The following is a 16,642-nucleotide window of genomic DNA, read 5'->3' as shown; positions in this document are numbered from 1 at the left end:
AGAAGGCCGCAACCCCTAAATGCAAAAAACTTTTCAAGCGCGTTTTTTTTCAACAAAACGCTGCACAAGCCAGCGTTTTCGTCACTTTTCATACTGAATTTGCCCAAACTCCTGAGCAAAACGGTCCACCATTTGCCAATCGGTATACTCAACTTCTTTACTGGTATCTGTTTCGCCGCCTGTCATACGCATAATAAGTTGAATCATGACGCGATCGAACCAGCGATAACGCGGATAACGCAGTGCGCCGGCAAACACGACACACTGTTTTGGTTGCCAAGGGGAGGACAACAGAAACTTGCGGGTATAAGCATTGGTCTGGGGTGAACGCTTCTCTGCTTTGCGGGCAGTCAGGTTAACGCTGAAAAATGCACTTGGCATCTGGTTCAACTGCTCGGCATGCTGCTTAACAAACTTAGCCAACGCCGGATGGAAATGTCCATAACGTATCGAGGCACCAATCAGCACCTGCTGATACTGGTTAAGGTCAACATCCTCCGCTTGCTGCAGATCAATCACGTCGCAGCGCAATGTATCCTGTAATTTGTTTGCTATATAAGAAGCGATAGAACGTGTTTGCCCATCACGGCTGGAATAAAGAATCAGTGCCTTCACGGCGTTACTCCTTCTATCAGGATCATTCACGCCAGAACGTCGGCGTAAACAGAACCAGTAGTGTAAAGACTTCAAGGCGCCCGAACAGCATCGTCAGAACCAGAATCCACTTCGCCGGTGCAGGCATAGTCGTAAAGTTATCCGCCACGACACCCAAACCCGGCCCCAGATTGTTCAACGTCGCAGTTACCGCAGCAAAAGCAGAGAAATCATCAACACCGGTAGCAATAATTGCCAGCATGCTGACGATAAAGACCAATGCATAAGCAGAGAAGAACCCCCATACCGCTTCAAGGATACGTTCCGGCAGCGCCCGGTTACCCAACTTGATCGTGTAAACAGCATTGGGATGCACCAGCCTTTTGAGCTCACGTGAACCCTGTAAATACAGCAACAGAATACGGATCACTTTCAGCCCGCCCCCTGTTGAACCAGCACAGCCGCCAATAAATGCAGAACACAACAACAACATCGGCAGGAATAACGGCCACTTGGCAATGCTGTCAGTGGTAAAGCCCGCTGTTGTCGCCATCGATACAACCTGGAAGAACGCTTGATTGACCGTTTCCATACCGGTTTTGTAAACCCCGTGCCCCCACAACACGGCAGTACACACCACCACCAGCGTCAGTTGCACAGCGATAAACATGCGAAACTCAGGATCGCGCCAATAGACTTTCAGGCTGCGACCACTCAGTAAGGCGAAGTGCAAACCGTAGTTACAACCCGAGATCAGCAGGAAGATAGCAATAATGGTGTTAATGGTTGGACTGGCGTAATACCCGATACTGGCATCATGGGTAGAAAAACCGCCAATGGCGATAGTCGAGAAACTGTGACCGATAGCATCGAATACCGACATGCCCGCGCCCCATAACGCCAATGCGCAGGCGATAGTCAGCAACACATAAATCAGCCACAGGGTTTTCGCGGTTTCGGCAATGCGTGGACGCATCTTGTTGTCTTTCAGCGGGCCGGGCATTTCTGCACGGTATAACTGCATGCCGCCGACGCCGAGGATTGGCAGTATCGCGACCGCCAAAACGATGATCCCCATCCCGCCCATCCACTGCAGCATCTGACGGTAGAACAAAATGGCTTTCGGCAACGAGTCCAATCCCACCAATGTGGTGGCACCTGTCGTCGTTAAGCCGGAGAAAGATTCAAAGAAAGCATCGGTTAGCGACAGGTTAGGCCGCTCCGAGAATAAAAACGGTAATGCCCCGACACTGCCCAGCACGGTCCAGAACAGCACCACAATCAGAAAACCTTCGCGTGGCTTCAGCTCATGCTTTTGCTTGCGATTGGGCCACCACAATATCAATCCAATGGTCACAGCCACAAAGAAGGTCTGGCTGAATGCCCTCCCCGCCCCATCGCGGTATATCAATGCCACCAGACCAGGAATAAACATCGTCCCGGAGAACAGGATGACCAGCAGACCAACGATACGGGTTATAGCGCGAAAATGCATTTCAGCACGATCCTTAGCAATTCAGTTGGGGGAATTATTGCGAAATGGGGGTCAATTGCAAATTACCGCGACTGAGATCACGTAATTTATTCCCGAACGCTTCAACCCCAGTTACCGGTAAAGTCAGATGCAGCAGGACCGAAGCGCCATACTCCCCCTGTACAATCCGCCCTTCTAATTGCTGCAACAGATTCTCTACCAATGCCAACTGCGCATAGTCACATTGCAAAGTATATTCGGCCTGCGGGATCTTGTAGCTTACGGCCAACTGCTTTAATGCTTGCTGCACACCACTGCCGTAGGCTCTCACCAAACCGCCAGTGCCGAGTTTAATACCGCCATAGTAACGTACTACTACAGCGGTGATTTCCCCTATACCACTCCCCATCAACTGCGCAAGAATGGGTTTACCCGCAGTGCCGGAAGGTTCCCCGTCGTCGGAAAACCCCAACTGTTGTGAATCAGTCGGGGGCCCAGCGACAAATGCCCAACAATGATGACGGGCGGTCGGGTGTTCATCACGAACCTGCTGGATAAACGCCTTGGCCGCATCAACCCCGCCAGTCGGCGCAAGCAGGGTGATAAAACGGCTCTTCTTTATTTCTTCGCTGACGCTAACAGGGCCTGCCGGGATCGGATAAGGCTGCATCAGGCCAGGTTCAGATCACGCGTCATGTTCTCAATACGCTTTTCGTGAATCACGATATTGTCTTCAATACGGATACCACCATAAGGTTTCAGCGCATCGATACGATCCCAGGCAAAGTGCTGGCTGAATTCGCCGCTACGCCATGGCGCTAACAGTGATTCAATAAAATACATGCCCGGTTCAATGGTCAATACCATGCCTGGTTGCAACACACGGGTGCAGCGCAGGTACGGGTATTTGGACGGAGCAGCCAGATGGGTACCTTGTTCATCCTGCATGAAGCCCGCAGAGTCATGCACCTGCAAACCCAAAGGATGCCCCAAACCATGTGGTAAGAACGGCGTCGTCAGCCCCTGCTCTACCATCGCTTCTTCACTGATGCCGCTCACCAGCTTGTGGCTCTTGAGCAGTTTTGCGATACGTTGATGCATCTGAACATGGTAATCGGTATAGCGTACGCCAGCTTTGATGGTCTCCATCAGTGCCAGTTGTTCGTGATTGAGATCTTTGACCAGCTGTGCGAAGTCACTACCGCTCTGACCGGCATAAGTTCGCGTCAAGTCAGCGGCATAGCCATTGTATTCCGCACCGGCGTCAATCAGGAAACTCAGTACTTCGGCCGGCGGCTGGTGATCCAGCGTGGTGTAATGCAGAACCGACGCATGTTCATTCAACGCAACAATGTTGTCATAAGGTACATCGGTGTCACGATGTCCGGTTGCCGTGAGATAAGCCAAGTTGATATCAAACTCGCTCATGCCCGACAGGAAGGCTTCATGGGCAGCACGGTGCCCCATCACTGCAGTTTTTTGCGCTTCACGCATACAGGCCAATTCATAACCTGTTTTGATTGAGCGATGGAAGTCGAGGTAGTTCAATACGGCTTTCGGATTGACGTTTTCCGCTGAGATGCCGAGGTCACGGGCACGCTGCTGTGCATAACCAATATAACCCACACGTTCACGCTGAGCAGGCAGTTGCTGCGCGATATCGTCAGCATTGGCCAACGGCATCAACTCAACAGATTTGGTCCAGAAACTCTCAGGCAACGGCTCAACACTGTGCCAGTAATCGACCGGCGAATAGAACCACAGCTTCGGTTTGTTAACGCCGTCCACCCACAGCCAACAGTTTGGCACTGAGGTGACCGGCACCCAGGCCTTAAAGTGCGCGTTCACTTTGAACGGATAACTGCGGTCGTCCTGGAAGATCCGTTGCAGTTCCCCTGAGTGGATCAGCAGCGCATCCAGTTTATTGCGCGTTAACACTTCACGCGCGCGTTTTTGTAGTTCTGCCAGGTGGTCGTTATACAAAGAAGCCAGTGTTTCCATCACAATACCCTTTTACATACCATTAGAACGGAATGCCTCATCTTAGCACACCGTTCCGGCGCACCAACCTCATCACCTCGGGCATGCGGGGCGGTTCGCAAATCGTTGTAAACGCCGTTACATCCGTAGCTTAACAATTAACCAGGCAATAAAACCCAACAAGGCAATAGCGGCCGCCCACAACCCGTGATGCTCGAGCAAAACCGCACCGGCAGCCGCGATACCCGCCAGACACTGTTGCAGAAATCCACATAACGCCATCGCATAGGCGCCACGCGCTTTGGCATCACTGACGGCCATCGCCATACTGTTAGGGAACAATACCGCCTGGCCAAAAATAGTCAGACAATACAGCACAACGAATAACGCCATGCCGGAAAGCCCCACCAGCAAGCCACTCCACCACAACAACATGATCGCAGCAGTCGTCATAGCGACAATACGCGCTCCCACCAGCATTAACCGCTTACCGCCGAAACGCGCCACGGTTCGGTTCACTACCATGGCTCCAGAAAAGTAAGCCACGCCGATGACCAGCCCCAGCGCCCCAAATGCCGTCACATTTAGGCCAAAACCCTGCTGCATGATAAACGGGCTCACTTCCTGCAACGTCACCGTTGTTGCGAACCCCAATCCACCAACACATGCTGGCCAGAAGAAGCCTGGGCGGCGCAGAATATGCCAATAGGTTGCCGCCATCCCCGGACGTTGCCCCTCTGTACGACCTGCCTCCAGCGGCAATGTCGCCATGAGCAACAAAATTGCCATCCCGGTCAGCCCCATCAGTACAAAACCCATTTGCCAGTGCGAATACTGGCTGAGTAACCCACCAATAAACTGCCCACCGCCCAACGCGGCGATAAAGGCGATCGACAACACAGAGAGCCGTCTCGCCAATTCATCGCCGTGCCAGTTATCGCGAACAATAATACGCGCGATAATCGCGGCACCGCCGGCTGCAACCCCTTGCAGTGCACGCAGCACCAATAACTGCGTGCCATTACTGCAAAACGTCAACAATAGGCTGCAACTGATGAACAGCACCAGAGATAACGTCAGTGGCAAGCGGCGACCAAAACGATCGGCTGCAGCCCCCCAAAACAACACCGGCAAGGCAGCGCCAATCACGAAGATTGATATCGAAAGCTCAGTTGCGCGGCGCGTCATCGCCAATTCCTGCATCACCGTAGGTAGAGAAGGCAAGTACACCGTTGTCGCCATTTGCGCCATAAAGACCAGCAGACAGGCCAGCGTCATCGTTCTGGCAGGAATACTCCAGAAACTACTGTGCTTTATGCATACTTCTTTACTCATTCCGTACCTCTGCGTGTGTCGCACTCGTCCACAGCAAGTCTATGGGGGCTTTCATGTGCCAGCAAATCACCATAACGCATAAAATATAACTTCGTTTTAAATCATAAGCCTACCTTATAGTCATGTGATCCGCCCTGCAAAAATGCAATCTCTCATTTGCATATTGTTAACATAAAAACCACACTCCTCATCATCTGGTCATACCAGATCAAACGCTGATTCAGGAGATACACATGCTCTACCAAGGCGAAACATTACAACTGCACTGGCTCGACAACGGCATCGCCGAGCTGGTGTTTAATGCCCCAGGTTCTGTAAACAAGCTGGATACCCGCACTGTTGCCAGCCTGGGTGAAGCACTCACGGTGTTGGAAAAGCAGACCGAGTTGAAAGGCCTGCTGCTGCGTTCCACCAAGGCCGCATTTATTGTCGGTGCTGATATCACCGAGTTCCTTTCGCTGTTTGCTGCACCGGCTGAAAAGCTGCAGGAATGGCTGGTCTTTGCCAATAGCATCTTTAACCGCTTGGAAGATTTGCCGGTACCGACCATTTCGGCCATTAACGGCTATGCGCTCGGCGGTGGTTGTGAATGCATTCTGGCGACCGATTTCCGCGTTGCCTCTCCAGATGCGCGCATCGGCCTGCCGGAAACCAAACTGGGCATTATGCCGGGCTTCGGCGGCTCTGTTCGTTTGCCACGCCTGCTGGGTAACGACAGTGCATTGGAGATCATCGCCGCCGGTAAAGACATCAGTGCTAAAGATGCACTGAAGGTCGGTTTGGTAGACGCCGTCGTTGCACCAGAAAAGTTGGTGGAAGCCGCGCTGAAAATGCTGCAACAGGCGATTGAAGGCAAACTGGACTGGCGCGCCTATCGCCAGCCAAAACTCGAGCCATTAAAACTCAGCCCAATTGAAGCGGCCATGAGCTTCACCACCGCCAAAGGCATGGTGATGCAAACCGCCGGAAAACATTATCCGGCGCCAATGACCGCAGTCAAAACCATTGAGGCCGCAGCCAAGCTGGGCCGTGATGAAGCATTGAAACTGGAAACCGCCAGCTTTGTGCCATTGGCCCGCTCCAAAGAGGCTCGCGCGCTGGTCGGCATCTTCCTTAATGACCAGTTTGTGAAAGGTCAGGCGAAGAAACTCGCGAAGAACGTTGAAGCACCAAAGCAAGCAGCGGTGTTGGGTTCCGGTATCATGGGTGGCGGTATCGCCTACCAGTCTGCGCTGAAAGGCGTACCGGTTGTCATGAAAGACATTAACGACAAATCCCTGACGCTCGGCATGAATGAAGCCGCCAAGCTGCTTAACAAGCAGTTGGAGCGTGGCAAGCTAGACGGCATGAAGATGGCGCAAGTGTTGTCGACCATTCAACCGACTCTGGATTATGCCGGTATCGAACGTGCGCAAGTAATCGTCGAAGCCGTTGTCGAGAATCCAAAGGTTAAGGCAGCAGTACTGTCCGAAGTGGAAGGCTTGATCGGCGAAGATACTGTACTGGCGTCAAATACGTCGACCATTCCGATTAATCACTTGGCAAAATCATTGAAGCGCCCGCAAAACTTCTGCGGCATGCACTTCTTTAACCCAGTACATCGCATGCCGCTGGTGGAAATCATCCGTGGTGAACAAACCAGCGATAGCACCATTGCCGCTGTGGTGGCTTACGCCAGCCGCATGGGCAAAACGCCGATTGTAGTAAATGACTGCCCAGGGTTCTTCGTCAACCGTGTGTTGTTCCCATATTTTGCCGGTTTCAGCATGCTGCTGCGCGACGGGGTGGACTTCCGTCAGATCGACAAAGTGATGGAGAAGCAGTTTGGCTGGCCAATGGGCCCCGCTTACCTGCTCGACGTCGTCGGTATCGATACTGCACACCACGCTCAAGCAGTGATGGCGGCAGGTTTCCCAGAGCGCATGGGCAAAGATTATCGCGACGCCATCGATGTAATGTTTGATAACCAGCGTTTCGGTCAGAAAAACCAACTGGGCTTCTATCGTTACAGCCAGGACAGCAAAGGCAAACCGCGTAAAGACAACGATGAGCAGACCGACACGTTACTGGCTGAAGTCAGCCAACCGCGCCAAACCATCAGCGACGAAGAAATCATTGCCCGTATGATGATCCCAATGATCAACGAAGTCGTACGTTGTCTGGAAGAAAACATTATCGCCAGCCCGGCCGAAGCGGATATGGCGTTGGTCTATGGCATCGGTTTCCCTCCGTTCCACGGCGGGGCGTTCCGTTACCTGGATACGCTTGGCACTGCCAATTATGTCGAACTGGCCCAGCGTTATGCGCATCTCGGTGCCCTGTATCAGGTACCTGCCGGTCTGCGCGCCAAAGCTGAACGTAATGAAAGCTACTACCCGGTGGCAGCGCCGCTGTCCGATGTCTCCACTGGCCAACCGGCATGAGGTCATAAAGATGGAAAACGTAGTTATTGTTGATGCCGTACGCACGCCGATGGGCCGCTCTAAGGGCGGCGCCTTCCGCCAGGTACGCGCTGAAGATCTTTCCGCCCACCTGATGCGCGCGGTACTGAGCCGTAATTCGTCACTGGATGCCGCCGAAATTGACGACATTTATTGGGGTTGTGTGCAGCAAACGCTGGAACAGGGCTTTAACATTGCCCGTAACGCCTCACTGCTGGCCGAAATCCCACATAGCGTACCTGCGGTTACCGTAAACCGGCTGTGTGGCTCCTCCATGCAGGCGCTGCACGATGCCGCACGCGCCATTATGGTCGGCGATGCACATGTCAGCCTGATTGGTGGCGTAGAGCATATGGGCCACGTACCAATGAATCACGGTGTGGATTTCCACCCGGGCCTGAGCCGCAGCGTGGCAAAAGCCGCCGGTATGATGGGCCTGACCGCTGAGATGCTGGCCAAGATACACAATATCAGCCGTCAGATGCAGGATGAGTTCGCCGCACGCTCGCACCAACGCGCGCATGCCGCCACCCTGGCCGGCTATTTCAAGAATGAAATCATCCCAACCACCGGCCACGACGCCGACGGTGTACTGACTCGTTATGATTTCGACGAAGTGATTCGTCCAGAAACGACCGTAGCCAGCCTTGCAGCACTGCGCCCGGCTTTCGATCCGGTCAACGGCACTGTGACCGCAGGTACCTCTTCAGCATTGTCCGACGGTGCGTCGGCTATGTTGCTGATGAGCGAATCACGCGCCAAATCGCTCGGTCTGAAAGCCCGCGCACGCATTCGCTCGATGGCAGTCGTCGGTTGCGACCCATCCATCATGGGTTACGGCCCGGTACCTGCCAGCAAGTTGGCGCTCAAACGTGCCGGTCTGAGCGTGCAGGATATCGATTTGTTCGAACTGAACGAAGCCTTTGCCGCACAGTCTCTGCCTTGCATCAAGGATCTGGGGCTGTTGGACAGTATCGACGACAAGATTAACCTGAATGGCGGCGCCATTGCATTGGGCCACCCGCTGGGCTGCTCAGGCTCACGCATCTCGACAACGCTGTTGAACAACATGGAACGCCGTGACGTGCAATTTGGTTTGGCGACCATGTGTATTGGATTGGGACAGGGGATCGCGACCGTCTTTGAACGCGTTTAGCTGTGTCTATTAGGGATGACTGCGTCAACACTTAAAATCGCAGCATCCCACCAAGTTTAGTTGCCGTACTTCCCGCCTGTCAGGGGCGGGTTTTTTATGCATGTTATTCGCCGGCGCCCAAATAAAAACGGGGCGACCACCGGCCACCCCGTCTTATGCCTATCCCGTGTATTAGATAAACGAGAAGGCATCACCGAACATGTGTGCTTCCAGCGCACCACGTTCGGCACAGAAACGCTCCCGAGCAATTTTTGCCATTTCAAAACGCCCGGCAATATAGATATCGTGCTCCGCCAGCGTACCGAAGTCCTGCAATACCGCGCTGAGAACCGTGCCACTACGGCCACGCCACTCGTCTTCCGGTTGTTCAACTACCGGGATCACTTTCAGGTTCGGGTGTTGCACCGACAGTGCTTCCAGCTCACTCAAATCGTACAGGTGCTTCAGCTCACGCCCGCCCCAGTAGATAGAGATATCGCGGTTCGGCTGCTGCTCCAACGCAGCCAACAGAATCGAGCGCGCATAGGAGAACCCTGTACCACCGGCGATCAACACCAGCGGACGACTGCCTTCCTCACGCAACCAAGCGTCACCGTGCGGGATATCAACGGTAATCGCCTGCTCTTTCAGAATACGATCCATCACCGCCATAGCGTACAGATTCAGTTCCGAAGCACCAATGTGCAGCTCAATGTAATCCTGCTCTGTCGGGATCGAGGCCAATGAGAACGGGCGCTTGTCACGCTCATCCATCACCACCATCAAATACTGCCCTGCCTTGAAAGAAAACGGTGCCTCAGGCACCAAACGTACCCGGTAAACCGTATCGGTAATGGCCTCTACGGAGGTCACTTTACAGCTCAATATTGTCATGCGTTCCCTCTGTCGGGTCATCAATGCAAAACTGAGAACAGAGCCTGACTTACCCTTCATACTTGAAGCTGAATCTTTATTGGCTTTACTCGCTGACCTCGGCCACTTCAATATCTAAGTGCCAAGGGATTCGCTGCGTTGCCACTTCAATGCAACCCCAATTACTTGGATAGATTATATTGTCGGTTCTCTGTCACTTAAAATTGCGAGCTCATCCCAGATTTCGTCGACGCGCGCACGCACCTTTTCATCCATCTGAATCGGACGGCCCCATTCGCGCGGGGTTTCACCCGGCCATTTATTGGTGGCATCCAGCCCCATCTTCGATCCCAAACCGGAAACCGGCGAGGCGAAGTCCAGATAATCGATCGGCGTATTCTCCACCATAACAGTATCCCTTGCCGGATCCATTCGGGTGGTGATCGCCCAGATCACATCATTCCAGTCACGAGCATTGATGTCATCGTCACAAACAATCACGAACTTGGTGTACATGAACTGACGCAGGAATGACCAGACGCCCATCATTACGCGTTTAGCATGACCCGCATACTGTTTCTTAATGGTCACTACCGCCAGGCGATAGGAACAACCTTCAGGCGGCAGATAGAAATCAACAATTTCCGGGAACTGCTTTTGCAAGATTGGCACAAATACTTCGTTCAACGCCACACCCAACACCGCCGGCTCATCCGGCGGACGGCCGGTGTAGGTCGAGTGATAAATGGCGTCGCGACGTTGAGTAATGTGGGTGATAGTGAAGACTGGGAAGTGGTCTATCTCGTTGTAGTAACCGGTGTGATCACCATACGGGCCTTCCGGCGCCATTTCACCCGGCTCAATGTAACCTTCTAACACAATTTCTGCGCTGGCGGGCACTTCCAGATCGCAAGAGATACACTTGACCACTTCGGTCTTATTGCCACGCAATAGCCCAGCAAAAGCATATTCAGACAGGGTATCCGGCACTGGCGTCACTGCACCAAGAATAGTGGCAGGATCTGCGCCTAGCGCGACGGCAACCGGGAAACGCTCACCGGGATGTGCCTGGCACCATTCAAGATAATCCAGCGCGCCGCCGCGGTGCGACAACCAACGCATGATGACTTTATTCTTGCTCAGCACCTGTTGACGATAGATACCCAGGTTCTGTCGCTCTTTTTGCGGCCCACGAGTGACTGTCAGGCCCCAGGTGATCAACGGTGCCGCGTCTTCCGGCCAGCAGTGCATCACCGGGATACGGCTGAGATCGACGTCATCGCCCTGCCATACCTGTTCCTGGCAAGGCGCTGAACCCAAGACCTTGGTCGGCATGTTCAACACTTGCTTGAACTTCGGCAGTTTATCAAACAGGTCGCGAAAACCCTTTGGTGGCTCTGGCTCTTTCAGGAACGCCAGCAATTTGCCGACTTCACGCAACGAGCTGACATCCTCCTGCCCCATGCCCATCGCAACGCGATTGGCGGTTCCGAACAGATTGCACAGCACAGGCATGTCGTACCCTTTCGGGTTTTCGAACAGCAGCGCCGGGCCGCCCGCACGTAAAGTACGATCGGCAATTTCTGTCATTTCCAGATAGGGATCAATCGGCTGGCTAATGCGTTTTAGTTCCCCTCTCTTTTCCAGCAACGAGAGGAAATCGCGTAAGTCACGGTATTTCATGCTGATCATTATAACGGCCAGTGAGGAGGGCATTATAAGCCCTCTTCACGGTTGTTGCTGCACTTTTGTTAAACACCGGTAAATACATCGCCGGTTCTCAGTGGCACGTGAACGGCACCAACGTATGTAACGCCTGTGTATCACGGTACTCCTGGGTCTCCACACCGTGGCGGAACACCTTGAAACCTTGCTCTCTGGCGCTGAAGTAACGCAAATCATTACCCTCAACGTGCAGCAGGCTACCTTCACGCAACGCCACCACAGACTCGCTTGGATTAACCGCGCAAAACTCCGCCAGACGTTCATCACGCGTTTCGCCCATGTGGCCACTGATATGAGCATCAATGTAGTGCGGGTTAATTTGAACCGGGAACAGGTTCAATGCTGGCAGTACGACGCTATTGCGCACTGGCATGTCATTGGTGGTACGAATGCTTGGTGTGGCAACGTTGCAACCCGCGCTCCAGCCCACATAGGGTACGCTACGTTCACGCACCGCTCGCTGGATAGGGACGATCAAACCGTTCTCATGCAGCATCTGGTTTAGCATCCAGGTATTGCCACCGCTGACCAAAATGCATTCCGCCTGTGCTATCGCCGCAGCCGGGGACTCGGCATGGTGAATGCTGGTTACGTTAATACCTAACGTTTGCGACAAGTCCTGCGCGCGTTGATCGTAATCACTGCGGATCATGGCATAAGGGATAAAAACGGCGGACGTGATGCCGCGGCGTGCGATCATCGCCAACAGGTGCGTCTTGGCATAGCCCAGCAGCTCATCCTCCCCGGACAGCTTGCCGTTACTCAACAGAAATAGTTCCATTTCTCCCCCTCAATCAAAAACGATGAATAGCGTCACATCTGGCAATCTCAGGCCAAGGCATACTGCGACGGTAGCAAATTTTTAGCCCTCTGTTATACCCAAGCCGTGCGAATAAGTGTGTGACCCTTCGCTAATTGCCAACGATTCATGCAGATAGCGACAGTTACATGCTGAAACTTGCACCACTATGTATCCGTAATGGCTTTTGATATGCTTACCGGCTGACAGAAAGGCATGTGAAATTATGGAATCTTGGTACCTACTGTATTGTAAACGCGGCCAACTTTTACGGGCGCAGGAACATCTGGAGCGGCAGGAAGTGAACTGCCTGAGCCCAATCATTACGTTGGAAAAGATCGTACGCGGCAAACGCATTGCGGTCAGCGAACCCCTGTTCCCCAACTACCTGTTTGTGGAATTCAATCCGGAACGCATCCATACCACGACCATCAGTGCAACACGTGGTGTCAGCCACTTCGTACGCTTTGGTTCAACGCCGACCACTATCCCGCAGAAAGTGATCGAAGAGTTGCAGACGCATACCGGCGAAACCTACTTCGATCCTGAAACCCCGCAACCGGGAGATAGCGTGTTGATCGTCGACGGCGTGTTTGAAGGGTTAAAAGCCATCTACACCGAGCCTGACGGCGAGGCGCGCTCAATGCTGCTACTGAACCTGATAAACAAGCAAGTGACTCAGAGTGTCGATAACCGGCAGTTTCAAAAGTTGTAATGCAAAAAGGCGCCTATGGCGCCTTTATCGTTGGTAATCGCGTCTTAGCGCTGCATCGCGTCGTCATGCATCCACTGAGCAACTCGCTTGGCAAAGTAGGTCAGCACACCGTCAGCACCGGCGCGTTTGAAGCACATCAGTGATTCCATTACCGCGGGCTGCTCCTGCAACCAACCATTCTGAATCGCTGCCATATGCATCGCATACTCACCTGACACCTGATAGGCAAAAGTCGGCACACCGAAGGTGTCTTTCACCCGGCGTACCACGTCCAGATAAGGCATACCCGGCTTAACCATTACCATATCTGCGCCTTCCTGCAGATCTTGTGCAATTTCCTGCAACGCTTCGTCGCTGTTGGCCGGGTCCATCTGGTAGGTTTTTTTGTTGCCGCCTTTCAGATTGCCGCTTGAACCCAGCGCATCGCGGAATGGGCCGTAGTAACAAGACGCATATTTTGCGGAGTAAGCCATGATCTGAGTATTAATCAGACCTTGATGCTCCAACTGATCGCGAATCGCGCCAATACGACCATCCATCATGTCACTTGGTGCCACGATTTCTGCCCCGGCTTCTGCATGAGACAGCGCCTGACGCACCAGAATTTCTTTGGTGATATCGTTGATGACATAGCCTTGCTCATCAATGATGCCGTCCTGACCGTGAGTGGTGTAAGGATCAAGCGCCACGTCAGTCAAAATGCCCAGCTCTGGCACCGCGTCTTTCAACGCACGTACCGTACGTTGCACCAAACCGTCCGGGTTATAAGCTTCTTCTGCGTGCAGTGACTTCAGGCCTGGCTCAATAACCGGGAACAGGGAGATCACGGGCACACCCAGCTTAGCGATGGCTTCCGCTTCTTTAATCAGTAGATCGATGCTCATGCGTGATACGCCGGGCATGGATGATACGGCTTCCTGACGGTTACTGCCTTCCATGACAAATACCGGGTAGATCAGGTCGTTAACCGTCAGTTGGTTCTCCGCCACCAAGCGACGACTGAAATCATGACGGCGCACGCGGCGCATACGACGACCTGGGAAGGTACCCGGAAATGCATAGCTCATAGTTTTCTCCTAACTCATTCCAGCCGGAAAAGCCGGCGGGCGTTCTCATCGGTTTTCTGCCCCAGCCATTCGGGGTCTTCGTGTCGCCAGGCGGCCACCTGCCGGACGATATGAGGCAAAAAACAGGGTTCGTTGCGGCGAGATGCAGGTTTCGGATGTAAATCCCGGGGCAACAGATAGGGTGCGTCGGTTTCCAACAACAAACGATCGGCCGGAATCTGCGGCAACAGTGCACGCAACTCCAGGCCACGCCGTTCATCACAGACCCAACCGGTAATACCGATCGACAAGCCAAGCGACAGACAGCCTTCTAATTCTTCAGCGGTGCCCGTAAAACAGTGCACCACTGCCGCGGGCAGTTTATCCAACCATGGCGCGAGCAGCGCGGCAAAACGTGCGTGCGCATCGCGGCAATGAAGAAATACCGGCAGCGACAGCTCTGCAGCTAACGCAAGCTGTGCGCTGAATGCCACCTCTTGTTGCTCTGGTGTGGAAAAATTACGATTAAAATCCAGCCCACATTCCCCCACCGCCGCGACGTGCGGTTGAGCGGCCAATTCGTGGATATGTTCAGCGACCTGCTCGTCCCAACTACTGGCATGATGCGGATGCACGCCCGCAGTGGACCAACAGTAGCCGGTGTGCAACTGCGCCAGCTCACTGGCAGCCCGGCTCTCCGTCAGATCCGTACCGGTAATCAGCATCCCTTTCACGCCTGCGGCGCGCGCACGTTCCAGCACGGCGGGACGGTCCTTGGCAAACTGTGAACTGGTGAGATTTACGCCGATATCAAACATGGTTTTCCCAAAGTAAAAGCCGCCCAGCGGGCGGCTTTAGACAAACAAAGATTAAGGTGCCGGGGGTTCATCACCCTCGTCTTCTTCTTCCGGCTGCGAACGACGCTTACCCGTGTAGAAACGGGCAAAGAACACGCCCACTTCAAACAACAGGTACATCGGGATCGCCAGCAGAGTCTGCGAGAATACATCCGGCGGGGTCAACAGCATACCGACCACGAAAGCGCCGACCAGAACGTAAGGTCGTTTCTTTTTCAGGTCTTCCGGTGAAGTGACGCCACTCCAACACAGCAAAATAATGGCAACCGGAACCTCAAAGGCCACGCCAAACGCCATAAACAGTGCCATGACGAAATCGAGGTAGTTATTGATGTCAGTTGCAATCATCACCCCAGCGGGTGCCGTCTTGGCAAAAAAACCAAACGCCAACGGGAACACGATAAAGTAGGCAAACGCCATACCGAGATAGAACAGCAGGCTGCTGGACACCAGCAACGGCATCATCAGTCGACGTTCGTGCTTGTACAGCGCCGGTGCGATAAATGACCAGACCTGATACAAAATCACCGGCGCGGAGACAAACACCGAAACGATCATGGTCAACTTGATCGGCGTAAAGAACGGTGAAGCCACGTCGGTGGCGATCATGCTCGCCCCGGCGGGCAGTTGCTTGATCAGCGGCGCAGACACCAGTTGATAGATGTCATTGGCGAAAAACACCAGCACCAGAAAGATCACCAGTATGCTGATAATTGAGTTTAACAACCGCTTACGCAGTTCTATCAGATGACTGATAAGGGGTTGGGTATCTTCAACAGCCATGTTTTAACGATCGCCACTAGGTTGGTGAGACGCTGGGGTTTTATCCGCAACAGGTTCTGGGGTTGCCTGAACAGCTGACGTCGCCGGTTGTTTAACCGGCGTGACTGCCGGCGGTTCAACTTGCGGCGTTGCCGTAACTGCCGGCTCCGGCACTGCAGCCGGAGATGATGCAACAGCCGCAGCCTCTGCCGGCGTCACGCCGTCATGAATGGCTTCCGGGTCAGTGACCAGAGGGTTATGAATGGTGTGTGCTGGCTCGGTCTTGTTGTCGCCCTGATAAGAACGTTTCAGCGATTCCGCCGCGTCTTTCAGCTCATCCATTGACGCCTTTAACTCTGGCGACAAATTCTGCATGCCTGCTTTCTCTACCTTTTTCAGGCTGTCCTGCAATTCTTGCAGCTTCAGCTCCTGAGAAAGTTCGTTCTGCACCGAAGCCGCAAGCGATCGCAGCGCGCGGATCCAGCCCGAAACTGTTCTTACCGCTACCGGCAGCCGTTCCGGCCCAAGTACCACCAGGCCAATAACCAGAACCAGCAACAGTTCACTAAACCCAATGTCAAACACGGTTTATACCTGCTCTTTGTTCTTCGACTCTTCCGCTTTCACTTCCGGCTGCTTATCGGTAATAGGCTTGGCCGTGAAGTCAGCGTCATCCAGGCTGTTTTTCTCAGCCGTGTTGGTCGGCGGCGTGTTTTCATCGCCGATCGCCTTTTTGAAACCCTTGATTGATGCACCGAGATCAGACCCCAACGTGCGGAGCTTTTTGGTACCAAACAGCAGCACCACAATCACTGCGATGATCAACAATTGCGTAATACTAATACCGCCCATTGCAATTACCTCTATTTTTACAGGGTTTTTTCAAAATCCGTCGCATTATACGGC

General features: G+C 53.4%; 16 protein-coding genes. 3 read left to right on the top strand and 13 right to left on the bottom strand.

The features are described 5' to 3' along the window. Positions 1-81: 81 nt before the first annotated feature. From hemG to SGBXF1_RS01390, 5 genes are all read right to left on the bottom strand, one after another. Positions 82-615 carry a menaquinone-dependent protoporphyrinogen IX dehydrogenase gene (gene hemG / locus SGBXF1_RS01410; protein WP_186427717.1) on the bottom strand — a complete coding sequence of 178 codons (534 nt, stop codon included), beginning with the start codon at positions 613-615 and terminating at the stop codon, positions 82-84. Positions 616-637: 22 nt separating this feature from the next. Further along, positions 638-2,089, bottom strand: coding sequence for a Trk system potassium transporter TrkH (gene trkH / locus SGBXF1_RS01405; RefSeq protein WP_037423568.1), 1,452 nt, complete (start codon positions 2,087-2,089; stop codon positions 638-640). Positions 2,090-2,123: 34 nt separating this feature from the next. Further along, positions 2,124-2,738: an IMPACT family protein gene (locus SGBXF1_RS01400; RefSeq protein ID WP_061808121.1), complete on the bottom strand. Its 615-nt coding sequence runs from the start codon at positions 2,736-2,738 to the stop codon at positions 2,124-2,126. Further along, on the bottom strand, positions 2,738-4,069 hold the full coding sequence (pepQ, locus tag SGBXF1_RS01395; RefSeq protein WP_037423562.1) for a Xaa-Pro dipeptidase: 1,332 nt from the start codon (positions 4,067-4,069) through the stop codon (positions 2,738-2,740). The genes SGBXF1_RS01400 and pepQ overlap by 1 nt, the downstream gene beginning before the upstream one ends. Before the next feature lie 117 nt (positions 4,070-4,186). Continuing rightward, positions 4,187-5,383, bottom strand: coding sequence for an MFS transporter (locus SGBXF1_RS01390; protein WP_186427716.1), 1,197 nt, complete (start codon positions 5,381-5,383; stop codon positions 4,187-4,189). Between the two features lie 233 nt (positions 5,384-5,616). Between SGBXF1_RS01390 and fadB the strand changes: the two genes are divergently transcribed. Beyond that, positions 5,617-7,806, top strand: coding sequence for a fatty acid oxidation complex subunit alpha FadB (gene fadB, locus SGBXF1_RS01385; protein WP_186427715.1), 2,190 nt, complete (start codon positions 5,617-5,619; stop codon positions 7,804-7,806). 10 nt (positions 7,807-7,816) lie between these two features. Beyond that, positions 7,817-8,980 carry an acetyl-CoA C-acyltransferase FadA gene (gene fadA, locus SGBXF1_RS01380; RefSeq protein ID WP_037423559.1) on the top strand — a complete coding sequence of 388 codons (1,164 nt, stop codon included), beginning with the start codon at positions 7,817-7,819 and terminating at the stop codon, positions 8,978-8,980. Positions 8,981-9,151: 171 nt separating this feature from the next. Here the strand turns inward: fadA and fre are convergent, their stop codons facing one another. From fre to pepE, 3 genes are all read right to left on the bottom strand, one after another. After that, positions 9,152-9,853: an NAD(P)H-flavin reductase gene (gene fre / locus SGBXF1_RS01375; protein WP_037423555.1), complete on the bottom strand. Its 702-nt coding sequence runs from the start codon at positions 9,851-9,853 to the stop codon at positions 9,152-9,154. A gap of 174 nt (positions 9,854-10,027) precedes the next feature. Continuing rightward, positions 10,028-11,524, bottom strand: a complete 1,497-nt coding sequence (ubiD, locus tag SGBXF1_RS01370; RefSeq protein ID WP_115185196.1) for a 4-hydroxy-3-polyprenylbenzoate decarboxylase — start codon at positions 11,522-11,524, stop codon at positions 10,028-10,030. Positions 11,525-11,612: 88 nt separating this feature from the next. Further along, positions 11,613-12,338 (bottom strand): dipeptidase PepE, encoded by a 726-nt coding sequence (gene pepE, locus SGBXF1_RS01365; protein WP_186427714.1) that lies wholly within the window; start codon positions 12,336-12,338, stop codon positions 11,613-11,615. A gap of 244 nt (positions 12,339-12,582) precedes the next feature. Here pepE and rfaH point away from each other — a divergent pair, with 244 nt between their 5' ends. Then, positions 12,583-13,071, top strand: a complete 489-nt coding sequence (gene rfaH / locus SGBXF1_RS01360; RefSeq protein ID WP_037423546.1) for a transcription/translation regulatory transformer protein RfaH — start codon at positions 12,583-12,585, stop codon at positions 13,069-13,071. 44 nt (positions 13,072-13,115) lie between these two features. On the opposite strand, the gene hemB is transcribed toward rfaH, so the two are convergent. The 5 genes from hemB to tatA are packed head-to-tail and all read right to left on the bottom strand — an operon-like array spanning position 13,116 to position 16,588. Next, positions 13,116-14,138, bottom strand: a complete 1,023-nt coding sequence (gene hemB / locus SGBXF1_RS01355; protein ID WP_061808124.1) for a porphobilinogen synthase — start codon at positions 14,136-14,138, stop codon at positions 13,116-13,118. 14 nt (positions 14,139-14,152) lie between these two features. Further along, a complete protein-coding gene (tatD, locus tag SGBXF1_RS01350; protein WP_037423543.1) occupies positions 14,153-14,935 on the bottom strand; it encodes a 3'-5' ssDNA/RNA exonuclease TatD in 783 nt (260 codons plus the stop codon). Between the two features lie 51 nt (positions 14,936-14,986). Continuing rightward, a complete protein-coding gene (gene tatC / locus SGBXF1_RS01345; RefSeq protein ID WP_037423540.1) occupies positions 14,987-15,757 on the bottom strand; it encodes a Sec-independent protein translocase subunit TatC in 771 nt (256 codons plus the stop codon). Positions 15,758-15,760: 3 nt separating this feature from the next. Continuing rightward, entirely contained in the window at positions 15,761-16,321 is a 561-nt protein-coding gene (gene tatB, locus SGBXF1_RS01340) for a Sec-independent protein translocase protein TatB (RefSeq protein ID WP_037423537.1), read from the bottom strand. Between the two features lie 3 nt (positions 16,322-16,324). After that, a complete protein-coding gene (gene tatA, locus SGBXF1_RS01335; protein ID WP_037423534.1) occupies positions 16,325-16,588 on the bottom strand; it encodes a Sec-independent protein translocase subunit TatA in 264 nt (87 codons plus the stop codon). Positions 16,589-16,642: the final 54 nt, after the last annotated feature.

This window comes from Serratia grimesii (assembly GCF_900186025.1).
GTDB lineage: Bacteria > Pseudomonadota > Gammaproteobacteria > Enterobacterales > Enterobacteriaceae > Serratia > Serratia grimesii.
Note: the sequence above shows the minus strand (reverse complement) of the source record. Positions and strands in the feature narration are given on the sequence as shown.